Source organism: Parahoeflea olei (genome assembly GCF_001703635.1).
Lineage (GTDB): Bacteria > Pseudomonadota > Alphaproteobacteria > Rhizobiales > Rhizobiaceae > Hoeflea > Hoeflea olei.
Genome location: NZ_LQZT01000013.1, coordinates 14,402 through 31,843, shown reverse-complemented (window position 1 = coordinate 31,843; position 17,442 = coordinate 14,402). Strand labels below are relative to the sequence as shown.

Here is a 17,442-nt window from a genome sequence, read left to right as displayed (position 1 = left end):
CCGGAAGGCGGGGCAACCGTCCCTCACCGGCGGGGCGCGGGCGACCGCGCCAATGCCACACCCTTCCAATCCACCCGGGCCGAGCGCCCGCGCCCCGCACATCCGGCCTTGGCCGGAGACCGAAAGTCAGTCATGCCGTCGGCGAAATTTTTCGCGCGCGGGCGTTTGTCCGCGCCTGTGCCGTCCCGCCGCGCACCCGCCGCTTGCCGCGGGTGCCTCACGCATTGCGGTTCAAACCGCCTTGGCGATCATCCAGATGGCCATCGCCACCATCATCAGGTTTTCGGTCAGGGAAATGAAGCCGAGCGGCACCTTGCTGTCGCCGCCCACGCAGGCGCATTTGAGTTCGCGCCGGTCGATATAGACCGCCTTGATCACCGAGGCCGCGCCCACCGTGCCGATGAACAGCGCCACCGGCGCCGATATCCAGGTGAGCGTGCCAGCAATCATCAGCACGCCCGCCAGCGCCTCGCCGAAAGGATAGATCTTGGCGTAGCGCAACTGCCGCATCGCCAGCAGGTCATAGGTGATGAACATCATCTGGAAGGCTTCGAGATCCTGCAGCTTCTGGATCGCGAGAATGCACATCGACACGGCGATGAACCATTCCACCGTGCGCACGGTCGCAATCGTGCCGAAGGCCGCCCAGCTCATCGCCAGCGCCATCAGCGCGGCCACCGCAAAGATCGCGATCACCGGCTGGTAGCTCGGCGCGTCCTCGTCCTTGGGCTTCTCGCCGAAATGGGCCTGGAGATCGTCGAACCCGCCGATCCGTTCGCCGTCGATGAAGGTCTGCGGCGTGGTCTCGACGCCGTGGTCGCGCTTGAAGGCGTCGGTCTCCTCGCGGCTTGTGAGCGGATGGTCCTCGACGTCAAATCCCTTGCGCTCCAGCAGGTCCTTGGATTTGAGCCCGAACGGGCAGATGTCACCATCCGGTAAAGCTTGGCGGTCTGGGCCATGGTCTTGTCCTTGATGCGAGCGTCCCCGGCGGCGTCAGCGCCCTGGCCGTGCCGCCGTTGCGGCAGGGCCGGTGCCGGGCTTCACCCGGTCAATGTCGCGGAAGCGGGAAGGTTCCGGGGGCGCGCTTGCACCCCGGCTTGAGCCCCATCAGGGATAGATTTCGAAGGCCGTGTCGCGCTGGGCGTCGGTGGCATTGTCGAGATTGGCCTCGTAGATCGGGTCGATCGCGTAGCGCGACAGCACGAACTGTCCCTCGCGGAACACCCAGGAGCCCGCGGCCCAGGCGTCGCCGAGCCCGCGCCAGCTCGACAGGCTGGAGATGGTGTTGGTCTTGGGGTCGAACTCGGAATTGACCAGCGTCAGCGTGGCCGAGAACCCGGTCACGGCCGGCGGCGCCTTGAGTTCGGTCTGGGTCTCGTCGCCCTCGGCATACTCGACCGTGTAGACCGGCTCGGCAAAGCCGATCAGCGAAAACGTCTCGTCGTCGCCCTTGAACACATAGGCGTCGATCAGGTTGTAGGCGCCGGCGAAGCAGAACACCTTGTAGAGCGTGCCATGGCTGTCGGGCGTGTCCGCCTCGGCCCAGCCCGGCCGCCAGGATACGGGATAGGCCATGCTGTCGCCGAAGGCGGGATCGGCGTCGCACTGGCCGGGCAGGGCCGAAAGCACGAAGGCGCGCGCGGCATCGAGCTCGGCATTGGCCGGCTCCTGCGCGGGCGCCGCCGTCGTCGCCATGGCGAGCGTCACCGCCCCCGTCACTGCTGCAATCAGCTGCTTGCCCATGCCCCGGTCCCCCGCGCCGCGCGGCCTCACGCCGCCTTTGCTACGTGGTATTCCTTGATCGCCACCATGTCGATCATTTTCCACCGCTCGGCCTCGTAGTTGAGCGAGAAGGTGTCGGCGGCCAGGAACACCGGGTCGCCGTCGAGATCGCGGGCGATATCGCCGCGATGGGTGGTCACGAAGCGCTCGAGATCGTTCTTGTCGGCCGCCGAGATCCAGCGGCACACCGAGAACCGCGCCATCTCGAAGCCGACCGGCAGCCCGTATTCCGCCGACAACCGCTCCTTGAGCACGTCGAGCTGCAGCGCGCCGACCACGCCGACGATCGCGGGCGAGCCGTCCTCGGGCGAAAACAGCTGCACCACGCCTTCCTCGGCCATCTGCTGCAGCGCCTCTTTCAGCTTCTTGGCCTTCATCGCATCCTCGAGCCGCACCCGGCGCAGGATCTCCGGCGCGAAGTTCGGCACGCCCTGGAACACCAGCGATTCCCCCTCGGTCAGCGTGTCGCCGATGCGAAGCGTGCCATGGTTGGGGATGCCCACCACGTCGCCGGCATAGGCGGTGTCGGCGATCTGGCGCTGCGAGGCGAAGAAGAACTGCGGCGCCGACAGGCTCAAGGGCTTGCCGGTGCGCGAGAGCCTGGCCTTCATGCCGCGCTCGAGCCGGCCCGAGCACACCCGCACGAAGGCGATGCGGTCGCGGTGGTTGGGGTCCATGTTGGCCTGGATCTTGAAGACGAAGGCCGTCATCTTCGGATCGGTCGCCTCCACCGTGCGGATGTCGGCCACCTGCGCACGCGGCTGCGGCGCGAATTCGCCGAGCGCGTCGATCAGGTCGCGCACCCCGAAATTCCTGAGCGCCGAGCCGAAATAGACCGGCGTCAGGTGCCCCTCGCGGAACGCCTGCAGCTCGAACGGCTTGCAGGCCTCGACCGCGAGCGAGGTCTCCTCGATGAAGGTCTCGCGTTCGTTTTCGGGCAGCAGGCCCGCCACGGCTTCCGATTCCGGGCCGTTGACCGCGGTCAGTCCCACCTCCTGGTCGGACTTTCGGATCGCCGAACGGCTCAAATGATAGGTGCCCGAGAAGGTCCGGCCCTGGCCGATCGGCCAGGTCATCGGCGCGCAGTCGAGCGCGAGCTTCTGCTCGACCTCGTCGAGGATCTCGAACGGGTTGCGCGCCTCGCGGTCCATCTTGTTGACGAAGGTGATGATCGGGATGTCGCGGAGCCGGCACACCTCGAACAGTTTCAGCGTCCTGGGCTCGATGCCCTTGGCCGCGTCGATCACCATCACCGCCGCATCCACCGCCGTCAGCGTCCGGTAGGTGTCGTCGGCAAAGTCCTCGTGGCCCGGCGTGTCGAGCAGGTTGAAGACATGGCCGCCATATTCGAAGGTCATCACCGAGGTGACCACCGAAATGCCGCGCTCGCGCTCGATCTTCATCCAGTCGGAGCGCGTCTGGATCCGGTCCTTCTTGGCCTTGACCTCGCCGGCAAGCTGGATCGCGCCGCCGAACAAGAGCAGCTTTTCGGTGAGCGTGGTCTTGCCGGCGTCCGGGTGCGAGATGATGGCGAAGGTGCGGCGGCGGCCGACTTCCTCGGTAAGGTTTTCGGGCATCGGTGGCGGATTCCTGTTGATTGGCGCGACTTCTAGCGGTTCGGCGGGCGAGTTGCAATTGACCTCGGCCGCGCCAGGGTGGAAGCATGGGGCATGACCCGGACAGCGATCAGCCCTTCCACCGTCTCCGACATGCGTGCCGGCACGCTGCCGGTGATCGGCATCGTGCGCCTGCCGCATGGCGAAGGCCTCGCCCTTCCGGCCTACGAGACTGCCGGCGCGGCCGGCATGGACCTGCGCGCGGCGCTCGGGGACGGCGCCGATCTCGAACTGGCCCCCGGCGCCCGCGCCGCCGTGCCCACCGGCCTCGTCATGGAAATCCCTGACGGCTTCGAGGGCCAGGTCCGGCCCCGCTCCGGCCTCGCGCTCAAGTCGGGCGTCACCTGCTTGAATACCCCCGGCACCATCGACAGCGACTATCGCGGCGAGGTCAAGGTGATCCTCGCCAATCTCGGCACCGAACCCTTCACCGTCACCCGCGGCATGCGCATCGCGCAGCTGGTGGTCGCCCCCGTGGTCCAGGCCCGCCTCGTGCTGCGGGAGGCTGCGGGCGTTACCGCGCGCGGGTCGGGCGGCTTCGGCTCGACGGGAGCGGCATGAGCGGCCCGCTCACCGTCATCGACATGCACACCGGCGGCGAGCCGCTCAGGATCATTACAGGCGGCTATCCGGACCTGCCAAAGGGCACCATCCTCGAAAAGCGCGCCTATGTCCGCGATCACCTCGATCATCTGCGCAAGCTCATGATGCTGGAGCCGCGCGGCCATGCCGACATGTATGGCGCGCTGCTGGTCGAGCCGGACCTGCCCGGCGCCGATCTCGCGGTGCTGTTCATGCACAATGCGGGTTATTCCACCATGTGTGGCCATGCCGTCATCGCGCTCGGCCGCTTTGCGGTCGACCAGGGGCTGGTCACGCCCCGCGAACGGGTGACGCCGGTCAATATCGAGTGCCCCTGCGGTCTGGTCCGTGCCGAGGTCGCCATGCGCGACGGCCAGCCCGCGGAGGTGAGCTTCGAAAGCGTGCCCTCGTTCCTGTTCGCCCGCGACCGGGTGCTCGATATCGGCGAATGGGGCCGGATCCGCTTCGACATCGCCTATGGCGGCGCCTTCTATGCGCTGGCGGACGCGCGCCAGTTCGGGCTTCGCTTCGGCCGCGATCCGGTCGCGGCCTTCGTCGCCGCCGGCGACAGCCTGACCCGTGCGGCAAGTGCTGCCATTGCCCTGCATCACCCCGATGACGCCGAGCTTGCCTTTCTCTACGGCACCATTCTGACCGATGGCAACGATGCCTATTCGGATCGGCCGACGCGCAATGTCTGCGTGTTCGCCGAGCGCCAGGTGGATCGTTCGCCCACCGGCTCCGGCGTCACCGCGCGGCTCGCCGCCATGCAGGCCCGCGGCCAGATCGCGCCCGGCCAGTCGCGGGTTTTCGAAAGCCTGGTCGGCAGCCGCTTTTCCGGCTCGGTCGCCTCGGCCACCACCGCCGGTCCCTATCCCGCCATCACGGCCATGGTCACCGGCCGTGCCTTCTATTCCGGCAAGGCCGAGTTCACGATCGAGGACGGGGATCCCTTCGCGGAAGGATTTCTTGTGCGCTGATCCGGGGCGCGCGCGTTTCGGAACTGAATTCTGTTTTCCTGCTGCAAATTGGAATTATTTTGCGGCTTCCGGCGCGCTGGATTTGAGCCGGTGACTGGTGCTTGCGTCCTGCGGACACTACACTTCCTTCAAACACAAGGAGATAAGTCATGTCCGCCACTTCGCAGAAGCCCGGCCGCGGCCGCATCTATCAATCCGTGATCGACACCGTCGGCAACACGCCGATCGTTCGTCTGGGCAAGCTCGCCGAAGCCGAGGGCGTCAAGGCCGAGATCCTCGCCAAGCTTGAGTTCTTCAACCCGATCGCCTCGGTCAAGGACCGCATCGGCGTGGCCATGATCGACGCGCTGGAAGCCCAGGGCAAGATCACCCCGGGCAAGACCACGCTGGTCGAGCCGACCTCCGGCAACACCGGCATCGCGCTCGCCTTCGCCGCCGCCGCCAAGGGCTACCGGCTGATCCTGACCATGCCCGAAACCATGTCGATCGAGCGCCGCAAGATGCTGGCGCTGCTCGGCGCCGAACTGGTGCTGACCGAAGGCCCCAAGGGCATGAAGGGCGCGATCGCCAAGGCCGAGGAGCTTGTGGCCGAAAACCCCGATGCGGTGATGCCGCAGCAGTTCGAAAACCCGGCCAATCCGGACATCCACCGCAAGACCACCGCCGAGGAGATCTGGAACGACACCGACGGCAAGGTCGACATCTTCGTCTCGGGCATCGGCACCGGCGGCACCATCACCGGCGTCGGCCAGGTGCTCAAGCAGAAGAAGCCCGGCGTGCGCATCGTCGCCGTCGAGCCGGCGGATTCGCCGGTGCTGTCGGGCGGCAATCCGGGTCCGCACAAGATCCAGGGCATCGGCGCGGGCTTCGCCCCCGGCGTGCTCGACACAACGGTCTATGACGAGATCGAGAAGGTCACCAACGACGAGGCCTTCGCCATGGCCCGCAAGGTGGCGAAACTCGAGGGGCTCCCCGTCGGCATCTCCTCGGGCGCGGCACTGACCGCCGCCGTCAAGGTCGCAGGCCGCCCCGAAAACGAAGGCAAGCAGATCGTCGTCATCATCCCGTCGTTCGCCGAACGCTACCTCTCGACCGCGTTGTTCGAGGGGTTGGGCGGCTAACGGGCATCGGTTCCGGCCGGGCCACGAGCCCGCCGCCCGGGATTGAGCCGGTCGCGCTCCGCCCCGGCCCCGCGCCCCGACCGGCCCTGGATATCGCGCCCGCGCCTGCTCCCCCAGGCGCGGGCGTCTTGCTGTCCGGCCATGCCGCCATGGAGGCGCGGCCAGACCGCTGACCCTTCTCGGTCAAGGCGGACCCGATAGCCGTTGGCTCGTCCGCCGCGAACGGCGCCAGTTCACGCCGCCTGCGTCACCCGCTCGGAGGCGATGCGGTAGGAGATCGCTTCGGCGAGGTGGATCCGGCCGACGGTCTCGGCGCCGTCGAGATCGGCGAGCGTGCGCGCGACCTTGAGGATGCGGTGATAGGCACGCGCCGAAAAACGCATCTTTTCCGCCGCATCGCTGAGCAGGCTCTGCCCGCCTGCGTCGGGCTTCGCCACCTGTTCGACCAACGCCGTCGAACATTGCGAATTGGTGCGGATGTCGGGGCGCCCGAGCGCGCGGAACCGGGCCTGCTGCCGCTCGCGGGCGGCGGCGACGCGCAGCGCCACCTCGGCGCTCGGTTCCGCCGGTTGCGGCAGGATCAGGTCCTGCGCGCTCACCGCCGGCACGTCGATGCGGATGTCGATCCGGTCCATCAGCGGCCCCGAGATCCGGCTCTGGTAATCGGCCTGGCAGCGCGGGCCGCGGGCGCAGCTATGGCCCGGTTCGCCGGCCATGCCGCAGCGGCACGGGTTCATTGCCGCGATCAGCTGGATATTGGCGGGGTAGCTCACCCGGTGGTTGGCGCGCGCGATCACGCTCTCGCCGTTCTCGAGCGGCTGGCGGAGCGAATCGAGCACCTGCGGCGTGAATTCGGGAAATTCATCGAGGAACAGGATGCCGTTGTGGGCGAGCGAGACTTCGCCTGGCCGTGCCCGGAGTCCGCCGCCCACCATCGCCGCCATCGAGGCCGAATGGTGCGGCGCGCGGAACGGGCGCCGGTCCGAGAGCTTGCCGCCGGCGAGCTGGCCGGCGATCGAGTGGATCATCGACACTTCCAGCAGCTCCGGCGCCGACAAGGGCGGCAGGATCGAGGGCAGCCGTGCCGCGAGCATCGACTTGCCCGAGCCGGGTGGGCCGACCATGATCAGGTTGTGCCCGCCGGCGGCCGACACCTCGAGCGCCCGCTTGGCGGTTTCCTGGCCCTTGATGTCGGCGAGGTCGGGCAGGTCGGTGGGGGCGGCGCGCATCGCCGGCTGAGGCCGCGAGAGCACCTGCGTGCCGCGGAAATGATTGGCGATGGCGATCAGCGAGCGCGGCGCGATGATGTCGATCTCCTCGCCCGCCCAGGCGGCCTCCGCGCCGCTGCCCGCCGGGCAGATCAGCCCCTTGCCGAGCGCGTTGGCGCCGATTGCCGCGGGCAGCGCGCCGGCGACGGTGGCGATGGTGCCGTCAAGCGAGAGTTCGCCCAGCACCACATAGCCGTCGAGCGCGTCGCCGGGGATCGCGCCGAGTGCCGCCATCAGCCCCAGCGCGATCGGCAGGTCGAAATGGCTGCCCTCCTTGGGCAAGTCCGCCGGCGCCAGGTTGACCGTCACTTTCTTCGCCGGAAGCGAAAGGCCCGAGGCGTGCAGCGCCGCCTGCACCCGCTCCCGGCTTTCGGCCACCGCCTTGTCCGGCAGGCCGACGATATGCATGTTCACCTTGCCCGGCGCGATCATCACCTGGACGTCGACAGGCACCGCCTCTATGCCCTGGAACGATACCGTACTGACGCGCGCAACCATGACTGAGCCCCCTGCCGTGTCGCCTGAACTGCCGCTCCGGGCATGCGAAAATACCCGCTATGCGCGATCCGGCGGGATTGAAGCACGGTATGCGGACTAAAACAAGAACAATATGGCAACGATTGCACTTTTTGAGGGAGTTGAGTTGTGTCGGGTTGCAGGCGCGGAACATCCGTGCCGGGGCATGCGTCCGCATGCTGGGGTGGCGGGGCCAGCTACATCGTCTGGCGTGGATCCATCATGCCCTGCTTGATGCCGCGTTGGATCAGCAGCCAGTTGACCGGATAGGCGGCGATCAGGCCGCAGCTCAGCGACACGATCAGCGACGACCAGAACAGCACGTCGCCCATCGCCGCCTTGTCCGCGAGCATGAGATCGACGCCGATTGCCACGATTTCCATCACCGCGATCGAGGGCGTTTCGGCGATCAGCGTCTCGCGCAGCGCCTGCGCGAACGGCACGCCGTCCTGGATCAGCGGCCCGAGCGTCAGCCCAAAGCCCATCAGGAAGGCGAAGGCGAAGGTGGTGAGCGCAATGCCGGTGGTGCCGAGCCCCATCAGCCCGGCAGCGACGGCCACGCCGGTGACTTCGCCCAGTCCGCAGCCGGAATAGCAGTGGGCGACCGACCGGAACGCCCGCCGCCACAGCGCGTCATCGCGGATCTGCCGGCGCCCGGTGGCCCAGTAGACCGTGAGCCCCAGCGGGCCGGAATAGAGCACGGTGAGCACCCAGACGAGCTTCATCAGCGACATCAGCTGGGCATTGTTGACCACGAGGTCCCGGATCAGCAGGGCGGAGCTGACCATTGCAGCCGCACCCCAGACGACCAGGAACCAGGGGTTCATCAGAATATCGATCATCCGAAAGGGTAACAGCGCCCCCGGTGCGGTTGCAAGTCCGGGCGAGTGGCCGGGCCGGGCGATTGGCAGGGCCGGGCCGGCAGCGCTGTCGCGGGCCGGCGGGTGCCCAGGCTAGACCCGCTTGGATTCCACCGCGTCCCAGAACAGGCTGGCGATATCGGCGCCGCCGAAATTGCGGATCTCGCGCAGGCCCGTGGGCGAGGTCACGTTGATCTCGGTCATCACGTCGCCGATCACGTCGATGCCGACCAGGATGAAGCCGCGGGCCTTGAGCGAGGGGCCGATCCGGGCGCAGATTTCCTTCTCGCGCGCGGTCAGCTCGCTGTGCTCGGCGCGGCCGCCGACATGCATGTTCGAGCGCGAATCGTGCTCGGCAGGCACGCGGTTGATCGCGCCCACCGGCTCGCCGTCGATCAGGATGATGCGCTTGTCGCCGGCCCTGACCGAGGCGAGATATTCCTGGGCGATATAGGGTTCGCGGTACATCTGCGCGAAGGTTTCGAGCAGCGAGGACATGTTGCGGTCGTCGGGCTTGATGTGGAACACGCCCGCGCCGCCATTGCCGTAAAGTGGCTTGAGGATGATGTCGCCGACCTCGGCGCGGAAGGCGGCGATGATTGCCGGATCGCGCGAGATCAGCGTCTTCGGCATCAGGTCGGGAAATTCGGTGACGAAGATCTTCTCGGGCGAATTGCGCACCCAGGCCGGGTCGTTGACCACCAGCGTCTTCGGATGCACCCGTTCAAGCAGATGCGTCGAGGTGATATAGCCCATGTCGAAGGGCGGGTCCTGGCGGAGCAGCACCACATCCATGTCGGCGAGATTGACGGTCTCGCGCGGGCCGAGCTCGAAGTGGTCGCCCTCGACATCGCGCAGGATCATCGGCTCCACCACGGCCTGCACCACCCCGTCGCGCATCGACAGCCGGTCGGGCGTGTAGTGGAACAGCTTGTAGCCGCGCGCCTGGGCCTCGAGCCCCATGGCGAAGGTGGAATCGCCTGCAATCCTGATGGTGCTCACATGGTCCATCTGGACCGCGACATTCCGGATCTTGCTCATCGCTAGGGGGTCTCCGCCAATCTGACGATCTCACATAGGCGGTGAGGGGGGGCGATTGCAACGGGCTTCAGCGATAAATGCCGCAGGGATGTGCCGATGGTGGCCACGGCCCCAGCCACAGCCTACGCCCGCCGCCATCCGGCAAAGGCCGCGCAGATGCGATCGATGGCGCGGCGCACATGGGGCAGGTGCCTGTCGTCCTGGTGGGTGACGATCCACTGGTCGTGGCCGAGTTCGGAGATGGTGTCGCCGACGCGCTCAAGCCCGGGGTGCCGGTCGCCGATGAAGGTCGGCAGCAGCGCCTTGCCCCGGCCGGCAAGCGCCAGGTCGAGACCGTTGCGCGGCGCCGTCACCTCGCAGGCAGCCTCGGTGCCCGCCACCCGCGCGAGCCAGCGTGCCGAGGGCGTGTCGGCCACGATCCGGATCCAGTGGTCGGGCGCGCCGGGAAGGGCATAGGCGGCAAACTCGACCCGCAGCAGCCTGCGGCCGGCAAGGCTGCCGCCCGTGGGCCGCGCGTTGCGAAACCCGATCACCACCTCGCGCCGGGCGATGTCGAGCGTCGCCTCGGTGGACACGAACCGCAGCCGCAGGTCGGCCGGGGCGCCGGTGATCGCATCGAGCTGGTCGAGCAGCGCCAGCGTCGTCCAGGTCCCGGCGGACACCTTGACCAGCGGCCGCTCGATCGGCTCCTCGGGGGCGGTGAGCCGCAGCAGCCGGGCCTCCACCGCCTCGAGATCCTGCATCAGCGTCCGGGCCTCCGCGGTCAGCTCGTAGCCGCGCTCGTGGCGGATGAACAGGTCACGCCCCAGCTTCCGCTCCAGCGCCATCATCCGCCGGCCCAGCGTCGCCGGGCTTCTCCCGGTCGCCCGCGCCGCCGGAGACAGCCCGCCTTCGCGCGCCACGGCGAGGAACAGCTGCAGGTCCGCCCAGTCGGCTTTCGTTTCATTCATGAAAAGATCCGTTCAAACCGTTTCATTCCGTCAGCGGCAGCGAGCCATTAACCTGGGTTCACGTCAAGGCCCTGCCGACGCGCGCGCCGGGTGGTCGACGCGGACTTCCCCGGGCGGACGCATCAGGAGAGACAGATGTTCACATCCCATACCAAACGCGCCGCCGGCAGATGTCCGTTCCCGCAGGAGGGCAAATCCAGAGCAGAGCGCGAGGAGGACGAATTCATGAGATCGCATGGCCGGATCGGCAACCTGGCCATCTACCGGATGGTGCTGGCGGTCGAAAGCTGCGTCGGGTGGAGCTGCCGGGTGGTGAGCGCATTGGCGGCCGGCGCCGTGCGCCATCTGCGCAAGCCGGATGCCCCTGCGCCCGGCAAGCCTCGGCCGGGCGGTGGCTCGGGATGAGTGCCGCCAAGGCTTCCATGCTGACCGCCGGTGTCCCCGGTGTAAAGGCGCTCAGCGGTGGCACCCATTGACAGAAGTGGGTACGGCTGGCCTTGCTCAGGCGTCGAGGGAGTTGGAAATGGCCATTTTGAGAACGACCAATCTGACGATCAGGCCTTGCAGCCCGGCCGACCGCGCCGATTTCATGGACCTCGAGCGGGATCCCGAGGTGATGCGCTTTCTCAATGGGGGGCCGGTTGATCACGCAACCGTCGACCCGGAGAAAGTGACATTCCTCATGCCAAGGGGAACGGAACCCCATGTCTGGACGGCGCGGCGCTCGCGCAATGACGAATTTGTCGGCTGGTTCTGCCTTTTCCCCGAAAGCCGGGCATTGGCCGAGATCGGCTATCGGCTGTGCCGCGGCTGCTGGGGCCAGGGCCTTGCCTCCGAAGGCGCTTCAGCGCTCGTCGATTGGGGCTTTGGCGATGGCGGATATGACCGCATCATCGCCTGCACCATGGCGGTCAACCACGGTTCGCGCCGCGTCATGGAGAAGATCGGCATGAAACACACACGCACCGATTTTTCTGACTTTCCCGCTCCCATCCCGGGCTCCGGGGACGGCGAAGTCTGGTATGAGCTCACACGCATGGCCTGGCGCCGCCGCCAAAGGTAAGCAACTCCGCCCTTGGCGTGCAACTGGCTGTCTAGGCGCGCCAGCGGGTTGCCGGCAGCGGCCCGGACAGGTTGTCCGCGCGCGCCGACGGCAGCACCAGCGCCGTGGCCGCCGCGTCCATCGGTTTGGCGAACAGGTAGCCCTGGCCGAAATTGGCTCCGAGCGCCGAGACGAAATCGAGCTGGCCGTGGGTCTCGATCCCTTCGGCCACCACATGCAGCGTCATCGCCTTGCCGAGGCCGATCAGCGCCTGGACGATGGCCGTGTTGCAGGTGTTGCGGCCAAGACCCTGGACGAAGGACTTGTCGATCTTGATGCAATCGATCGGGTAGTCGCGCAGATGACTGAGCGACGCATAGCCGGTGCCGAAATCGTCGAGCGCGATCTGGGCGCCGCGGGCCGAGAGTTCCTCGAGCACGGCGCGCACGTCGAAACTGCCCTGGTCCAGGAACACGCTTTCGACCACTTCAATCTTGAGATCGCGCGCCGACAGCCCGTTGCGGGCCAGTTCCGCGAAGACGCGGTCCGTGAAATTGCCCGACTGGATGCTCGCCGAGGAGGCGTTGACGCCCACGAAGGCGATGTCGCGGCCCTCGGCGCGCCACTGCGCGAAATCGCGCAACGCCCGCGCCAGGATCACTTCGTCGATCTCCCGGGCGCATTGCGGGTCGAGCAGCGCATGCCAGAAATCGCCCGGCCCGAGGATCGAGCCGTCGGCATTGCGGATGCGCGCCAGCGCCTCCACGCCGCGGATCCGCTGTGTGGCGAGGTCGACGATCGGCTGGTAGAACGGCTCCAGTCCCGCATCGGCGATCGCCGCGCGGATCAGCGCTACCGAACGCCGCTTGTCCTCGATCGCCTGGGTGATCGCCGGCTCGTAGATTTGGATCCTGCCGCGGCCGTTCTGCTTGACGTGATAGAGCGCCATGTCCGCCTGCAGGAACAGTTCGTCCCCGGTCGTCACTTGCGCCGGCGATGCGGCGATGCCGATCGACACGCTGACGCGGATCTCGCGCTGGTCGTAGAGGATCGGAGCGGTGATCCGGGCGACCAGTTCCTCGGCCAGGATTCGGCCGCTCTCCTTATCGCCTGCCGTGTCGATCAGGATCGCGAATTCGTCGCCCCCGAGCCGGGCGCAGAAGGCTTCCGGCGGAACCGCCCCGGCGATGCGACGGGCCACCGCGCGCAGGATCTCGTCTCCCGCCAGGTGCCCGAATTCGTCGTTGATGTCCTTGAAGTTGTCGACGTCGAGCACCAGCAGCGCGGGCGCAGCGGCCGACGGGCAGCCTGCCAGCCGCTGGTCGATCTCACTCTGGAAGGAATGGCGGTTGGCGATGCCGGTCAGGCTGTCGAGATGGGCGGCGCGCCACAGCCGCCGGGTCTGCTCGTATTGCTCGGTGATGTCCTTGCAGATACCCACCAGGCAGGGCGGCCGGTCGTCCCGGTGCTGGATTTCGCCGATCGCGCGCACGCGCTTCAGGTTGCCCCGTGCCGAGAGGAAGTCGGCCTCCAGCTCGAACGGCTCGCCGCGTTCGATGCAGTTCGCGATCTTGGCGTCGACCCGCTCCCTTTCGTGATCGGCGAAATAGCCGATCGCATCGGCAAAGCTCGGCACCTCGTCGCCGGGAAGCTCGTGCAGGGCGAACATCTGCGGCGACCAATCGACGGCCCCGGTCTCGGTGTCGAACGACCAGGCGCCGATCTTGGCGATCTTCTCGACCTGGGAAAGCAGCATCGCGCGCTGGCGGGCGTGCTGCTCGGCGGTTCTCGCCTTCTGGGCGGAATCATGCGAGGCGACCAGTCCGGTCAGCACGGTCCTGAGCTGTTCGAACTGTTCCAACTGGCCGGGCGTGGCCTTGCGCGGTTTGGTGTCGAGCACGCACAGCGTGGTGACATTGGTGGAGCCGTCGAGCGAGACCGGGATTCCGATATAGTAGCGCAGATGCGGCGGACCGGCGACGCTCGGATTGTTTCTGAAGCGCTGGTCGGCCAGCGTGTCTTCGATCTCGAAGGGGGTGGTGTCGAGGATGGTGTAGTTGCAGAAGGCGTGTTCGCGACGCAGCTTCGGCAGCCCGCCGCCGATCTGCGCCTTGCACCAGCGGAAGTCCCGGTCGAGAAAGGTGATCATGGCAATCGGCGCGTCGAAGATCGTCGCGGCCATCTTGACGATGGCATCGAATTCCGGCGTGGGCGCGGTATCGAGGATGTTGAGACGGTGAACGGCTTCCAGGCGCTCGGCTTCATTGGCCGGAACCGGGAAGCCCCGGTACGGCTCCTCTAGCTTCTTGCGCGCAGCGGGTGGCTGGGCGGCCCTGCTCATGCCGTCGCTCGCGCGGCCGCGGATGGATCGTCGATGCCTGTTCGCGTCACGTTGCGCCCCTCTCCCTGTCCGATGTGCCGTCACGATAGCGGGGAATGGTAAAAAAGGCGGCATGTGCAGGGATGCAATTTGTCTCAATAAGTTTTTGGGGACGTTTTCTTGGGGCGCGGGCGGGTGTGGGCCGGGCTTTCGAGACCCGGCCCGGTCCGGAAGGACGTGTCGCCGCGCCGGCCTTAATTCACCGCCCAGGTGGCGATCGGCGGGAAGAACAGGATGATGCCGAGCACCACCAGTTGCAGCGCGATGAATGGCAGCAGCGCGGTGTAGATGTGCTTGAGCGTGATCTCCTTCGGCGCCACGCTCTTGAGGTAGAAGGCGGCGGGGCCGAAGGGCGGCGTGAGATAGGAGACCTGCATGTTGACCGCGAACAGGATGCCGAACCAGATCGGGTCGTAGCCGAGCTGGACGACGATCGGCACGAAGATCGGCAGCGTCAGGAGCGCGATGCCGATCCAGTCGAGGAACATGCCGAGCACCAGCAGGATCAGCATCATCACCATGATGATCACCACCGGCGGGGCGTCGATGCCGAGAATGGCATTGGCGACGAACCGGTTGCCGCCCATCAGGTTGTAGACGCCGACCAGCACCGCCGCGGCAATGCCGATCCAGATGATCATGCCGCAGGTCTCGAGCGTGTGCACCAGGCTGTCCTGCAGCATCTTGAAGCCGAGTTCGCGGCGCCACAGCGAGATGATCAGCACCGCCGAGACGCCGAGTGCGGCCGCCTCGGTGATCGAGGCGACGCCGCCATAGATCGAGCCGAGCACCGCCACGACGATGAACAGCGGCGCGATCACCGAGCGGATCGCGCTGCCGAGCGATTCCTCCGACAGCTCTTCCCGCGACATCGGCGGGCCGAGCTGCGGATTGCGCAGGCACAGCACCAGCACATAGCCGACATAGAACGCCAGCAGCAGCAGCGCGGGGGTGATGGCGGCGACGAAAAGATCGGCGATCGAGACGCTGGCCACCAGGCCGTAGATGATCAGCACGATCGAGGGCGGCATCATCGTGCCGAGCGATCCGCCGGCGCAGACCACGCCGATCGACAGGTTCCGGTCATAGCCCAGCCGCAGCATCTGCGGCAGCGCCAGAATGCCCAAAAGCACGATCTCGCCGCCGATCACACCCGACATCGCCGCCATCAGGATGGCGACGATCAGGGTCTGCACGGCGACGCCCCCGGGCAATCGCCCGGCCAGCACGCGCATGCCGTTGAACAGGTCCCTGGCGATCCCCGACCGGTCGAGCAGCGCCGCCATCAGGATGAACATCGGGATGGCGACCAGCGAATATTCGGTGATGAAGCCGAAGATGCGGGCGGTGACCAGCGGCAGCGCATTGCCGCCGAACCAGCCGAAGGTGAAGATCAGCGCCACGAGACCGGTGACCCAGGCGAGCGGCTGGCCGGTCAGCAACAACAGGAAGATGGCGGCCACCAGGACATAGGAGCCGTATTCGATACCCAGTGCACTCAGGCCCATGTCATCGGTCTCCGGTGGGGCGGTCGGATGCGGACACGTCGCGGCGCAGTGCCGCGACCAGGTGCATGACGGTCTGGACGAACATCACCACGACGCAGAGAAAGACCAGGATCTTGAGCAGCGCCGGCGTCGGCGGGTTCCACGAGGTGCCGGTCCCCTCGAGATGGATCTCGCCGCCAGGGGTGTGGGTCGCCTTCCAGGACATGATCCAGCCGGCATAGGCAAGGCCCGCGAAGAACACCATGGCGACCAGCGAATTGGCGATGTCGAGCCGCCGCCGGTTGCGCGGCGACACCGAGTCGTAAAACATCCGCACGCGGATATGCTTGTCGCGGGCAAGGGCGATCGGGCCGCCGACCAGGAAGATCGCGGCGATCAGGAAGATGGTGCTTTCATGCGCCCAGTAGGTGGGCGCGTCGAAAACATAGCGCGCGATCACCTCGAACACGGTGATCAGGAAGGCGAGGAAAATCGCCCAGGCGAAAAACCGGCTGGAGCCGGCAACCGCGCGATCGAGCCCGGTGCGGATTTCCGGATCGTCGCTTTCGGCATGGTCTTGAAGGTCTTTGGTGTCGGCCATGGGCGCTCTCCTCGCGATGACACGGAGTCCGCGCCCGGACGGGGATGACCGGGCGCGGCGTGGCTTGGATCAGAGCAGGTTGCGGCCTTCCAGATAGGACGTCACCGCATCGTAGTAGCGCTGGGTCATGGCGGATTTCTCGGCCCAGACCTTCCACTCGTCCTGGGCGATGCGGCGGAACTTGGCGCGTTCGTCGCCCGACCAGTTGATGATCTCGATCTCCGGATTGGCGCGCGCCTGGGCGACCGCCTTGGCATCGAGAAGACGCACGGAATAGATGTGGTTGAAGCTGAACTGGGCGACCGAGGCATCGAGGATTGCCTTGAGGTCGTCGGGCAGGCCGTCCCAGATCTCCTTGTTCATGGAAATGTCGATCAGCGGCAGCGAGTGGAAGCCCGGATACAGCGGATAATGGGCAATGTCGTTCATGCCCAGGGCCTGGTTGGTGGCGAAGACGGTGTTGTCGGCGGCCTGGACCACGCCCTTGTCGAGCGCGGAAAAGATCTCGGAGCCGGGCAGCGCCACCGGCGAAGCGCCGGCCTTGGAGAAGATCTCGAACACCATGCCTTCCGGGGCGCGCAGCTTGACGCCCTTGAGGTCCTCGACGGTGCGGATCGGGACGCTCGAGACGAAGGCCTCGGGCTCGGTCGCGGCCGCGCCGATGAAGTGGACGCCATAGGGCTCGACCAGTTCGGCATAGAGTTCGTCGCCACCGCCGGTTTGCATGAAGCCGAGCAGTTCGAACGGATCGCTCCAGGCGCCCACCAGATTGCCCATCATGGCGAAGGCCGGGTCCTTGCCGGCGAAGTAGCTCGGGTCGGTCAGGTGGCCCTGCAGGATCCCGGAGCCGACGGCCTCGAGCGTGTCGGTATGCGGCACCACGGACCCGATCGGCAGGATCTCGATCTGAATCCGCCCGCCGGAGAGGACGCCGACATTCTCCGCCCATTTCTGCTTGTTGATGAAGCCCGGCTCGCCGGCCGTTTCGGAGGTCTGGAACGTCCACTCGTAATCTGCCGCCAAGGCAGCGCCCGAAAGCGCCAGGACCGAAACGGCGGTCGCGGCCAGTCCGGCAAGCGTGGTCATGAATTTCATGTCTCTCTCCCATTAGTTGTCGCTTAACCTTGCCGGGAGGTCCTCCACCTGCCCGGTCCGGTGGCAAAAGATGTGCACGGATCGCGCTCTAGTTCAACAATCCAACGTGTTTTTATCGATT

Annotated in this window: 16 protein-coding genes; 5 read left to right on the top strand and 11 right to left on the bottom strand. The window is 66.8% G+C overall.

Translation table 11 applies throughout. The features are described from left to right. Nucleotides 1–231: 231 nt before the first annotated feature. The 3 genes from AWJ14_RS11265 to AWJ14_RS11255 all read right to left on the bottom strand — a co-directional run bounded on the left by AWJ14_RS11265 (nucleotide 232) and on the right by AWJ14_RS11255 (nucleotide 3,359). The gene (locus AWJ14_RS11265) at nucleotides 232–924 is read right to left on the bottom strand and encodes a MauE/DoxX family redox-associated membrane protein (RefSeq protein ID WP_139112610.1); all 693 of its coding nucleotides are present in this window, start codon (nucleotides 922–924) and stop codon (nucleotides 232–234) included. A 183-nt stretch (nucleotides 925–1,107) separates the two neighbouring features. Continuing rightward, nucleotides 1,108–1,743 carry a DUF1176 domain-containing protein gene (locus AWJ14_RS11260; protein ID WP_066178757.1) on the bottom strand — a complete coding sequence of 212 codons (636 nt, stop codon included), beginning with the start codon at nucleotides 1,741–1,743 and terminating at the stop codon, nucleotides 1,108–1,110. Between the two features lie 26 nt (nucleotides 1,744–1,769). Beyond that, nucleotides 1,770–3,359, bottom strand: coding sequence for a peptide chain release factor 3 (locus tag AWJ14_RS11255; RefSeq protein WP_066178754.1), 1,590 nt, complete (start codon nucleotides 3,357–3,359; stop codon nucleotides 1,770–1,772). A 132-nt stretch (nucleotides 3,360–3,491) separates the two neighbouring features. Here AWJ14_RS11255 and dut point away from each other — a divergent pair, with 132 nt between their 5' ends. From dut to cysK, 3 genes are all read left to right on the top strand, one after another. Continuing rightward, the gene (dut, locus tag AWJ14_RS11250; protein ID WP_066178849.1) at nucleotides 3,492–3,959 is read left to right on the top strand and encodes a dUTP diphosphatase; all 468 of its coding nucleotides are present in this window, start codon (nucleotides 3,492–3,494) and stop codon (nucleotides 3,957–3,959) included. Continuing rightward, the gene (locus AWJ14_RS11245; protein ID WP_066178752.1) at nucleotides 3,956–4,960 is read left to right on the top strand and encodes a proline racemase family protein; all 1,005 of its coding nucleotides are present in this window, start codon (nucleotides 3,956–3,958) and stop codon (nucleotides 4,958–4,960) included. Before dut ends, AWJ14_RS11245 begins: the two co-directional genes overlap by 4 nt. A gap of 149 nt (nucleotides 4,961–5,109) precedes the next feature. Further along, nucleotides 5,110–6,081, top strand: coding sequence for a cysteine synthase A (gene cysK, locus AWJ14_RS11240; protein ID WP_066178749.1), 972 nt, complete (start codon nucleotides 5,110–5,112; stop codon nucleotides 6,079–6,081). Between the two features lie 233 nt (nucleotides 6,082–6,314). Here the strand turns inward: cysK and AWJ14_RS11235 are convergent, their stop codons facing one another. From AWJ14_RS11235 to AWJ14_RS11220, 4 genes are all read right to left on the bottom strand, one after another. Further along, nucleotides 6,315–7,847: a YifB family Mg chelatase-like AAA ATPase gene (locus AWJ14_RS11235; protein ID WP_066178747.1), complete on the bottom strand. Its 1,533-nt coding sequence runs from the start codon at nucleotides 7,845–7,847 to the stop codon at nucleotides 6,315–6,317. A gap of 215 nt (nucleotides 7,848–8,062) precedes the next feature. After that, a complete protein-coding gene (locus AWJ14_RS11230; RefSeq protein WP_066178745.1) occupies nucleotides 8,063–8,707 on the bottom strand; it encodes a DUF4396 domain-containing protein in 645 nt (214 codons plus the stop codon). Between the two features lie 111 nt (nucleotides 8,708–8,818). Continuing rightward, entirely contained in the window at nucleotides 8,819–9,766 is a 948-nt protein-coding gene (gene gshB / locus AWJ14_RS11225; protein WP_066178742.1) for a glutathione synthase, read from the bottom strand. Between the two features lie 122 nt (nucleotides 9,767–9,888). Then, on the bottom strand, nucleotides 9,889–10,716 hold the full coding sequence (locus AWJ14_RS11220; RefSeq protein ID WP_066178739.1) for a LysR family transcriptional regulator: 828 nt from the start codon (nucleotides 10,714–10,716) through the stop codon (nucleotides 9,889–9,891). A 225-nt stretch (nucleotides 10,717–10,941) separates the two neighbouring features. Here AWJ14_RS11220 and AWJ14_RS11215 point away from each other — a divergent pair, with 225 nt between their 5' ends. Together AWJ14_RS11215 and AWJ14_RS11210 are read left to right on the top strand one after the other, a co-directional pair. Next, nucleotides 10,942–11,121, top strand: a complete 180-nt coding sequence (locus tag AWJ14_RS11215; protein WP_139112609.1) for a hypothetical protein — start codon at nucleotides 10,942–10,944, stop codon at nucleotides 11,119–11,121. A 76-nt stretch (nucleotides 11,122–11,197) separates the two neighbouring features. Continuing rightward, a complete protein-coding gene (locus tag AWJ14_RS11210; RefSeq protein ID WP_245304237.1) occupies nucleotides 11,198–11,779 on the top strand; it encodes a GNAT family N-acetyltransferase in 582 nt (193 codons plus the stop codon). A 31-nt stretch (nucleotides 11,780–11,810) separates the two neighbouring features. Here the strand turns inward: AWJ14_RS11210 and AWJ14_RS11205 are convergent, their stop codons facing one another. The 4 genes from AWJ14_RS11205 to AWJ14_RS11190 form a co-directional block, all read right to left on the bottom strand. Beyond that, nucleotides 11,811–14,099, bottom strand: a complete 2,289-nt coding sequence (locus AWJ14_RS11205; protein WP_066178727.1) for a sensor domain-containing phosphodiesterase — start codon at nucleotides 14,097–14,099, stop codon at nucleotides 11,811–11,813. Nucleotides 14,100–14,332: 233 nt separating this feature from the next. Continuing rightward, nucleotides 14,333–15,646, bottom strand: a complete 1,314-nt coding sequence (locus AWJ14_RS11200; protein WP_066178724.1) for a TRAP transporter large permease — start codon at nucleotides 15,644–15,646, stop codon at nucleotides 14,333–14,335. Nucleotide 15,647: 1 nt separating this feature from the next. Next, nucleotides 15,648–16,226 (bottom strand): TRAP transporter small permease subunit, encoded by a 579-nt coding sequence (locus AWJ14_RS11195; protein WP_066178721.1) that lies wholly within the window; start codon nucleotides 16,224–16,226, stop codon nucleotides 15,648–15,650. A gap of 69 nt (nucleotides 16,227–16,295) precedes the next feature. Next, complete coding sequence (locus tag AWJ14_RS11190; protein ID WP_066178718.1) at nucleotides 16,296–17,321, bottom strand: TRAP transporter substrate-binding protein; 1,026 nt, start codon at nucleotides 17,319–17,321, stop codon at nucleotides 16,296–16,298. Nucleotides 17,322–17,442 lie beyond the last annotated feature (121 nt).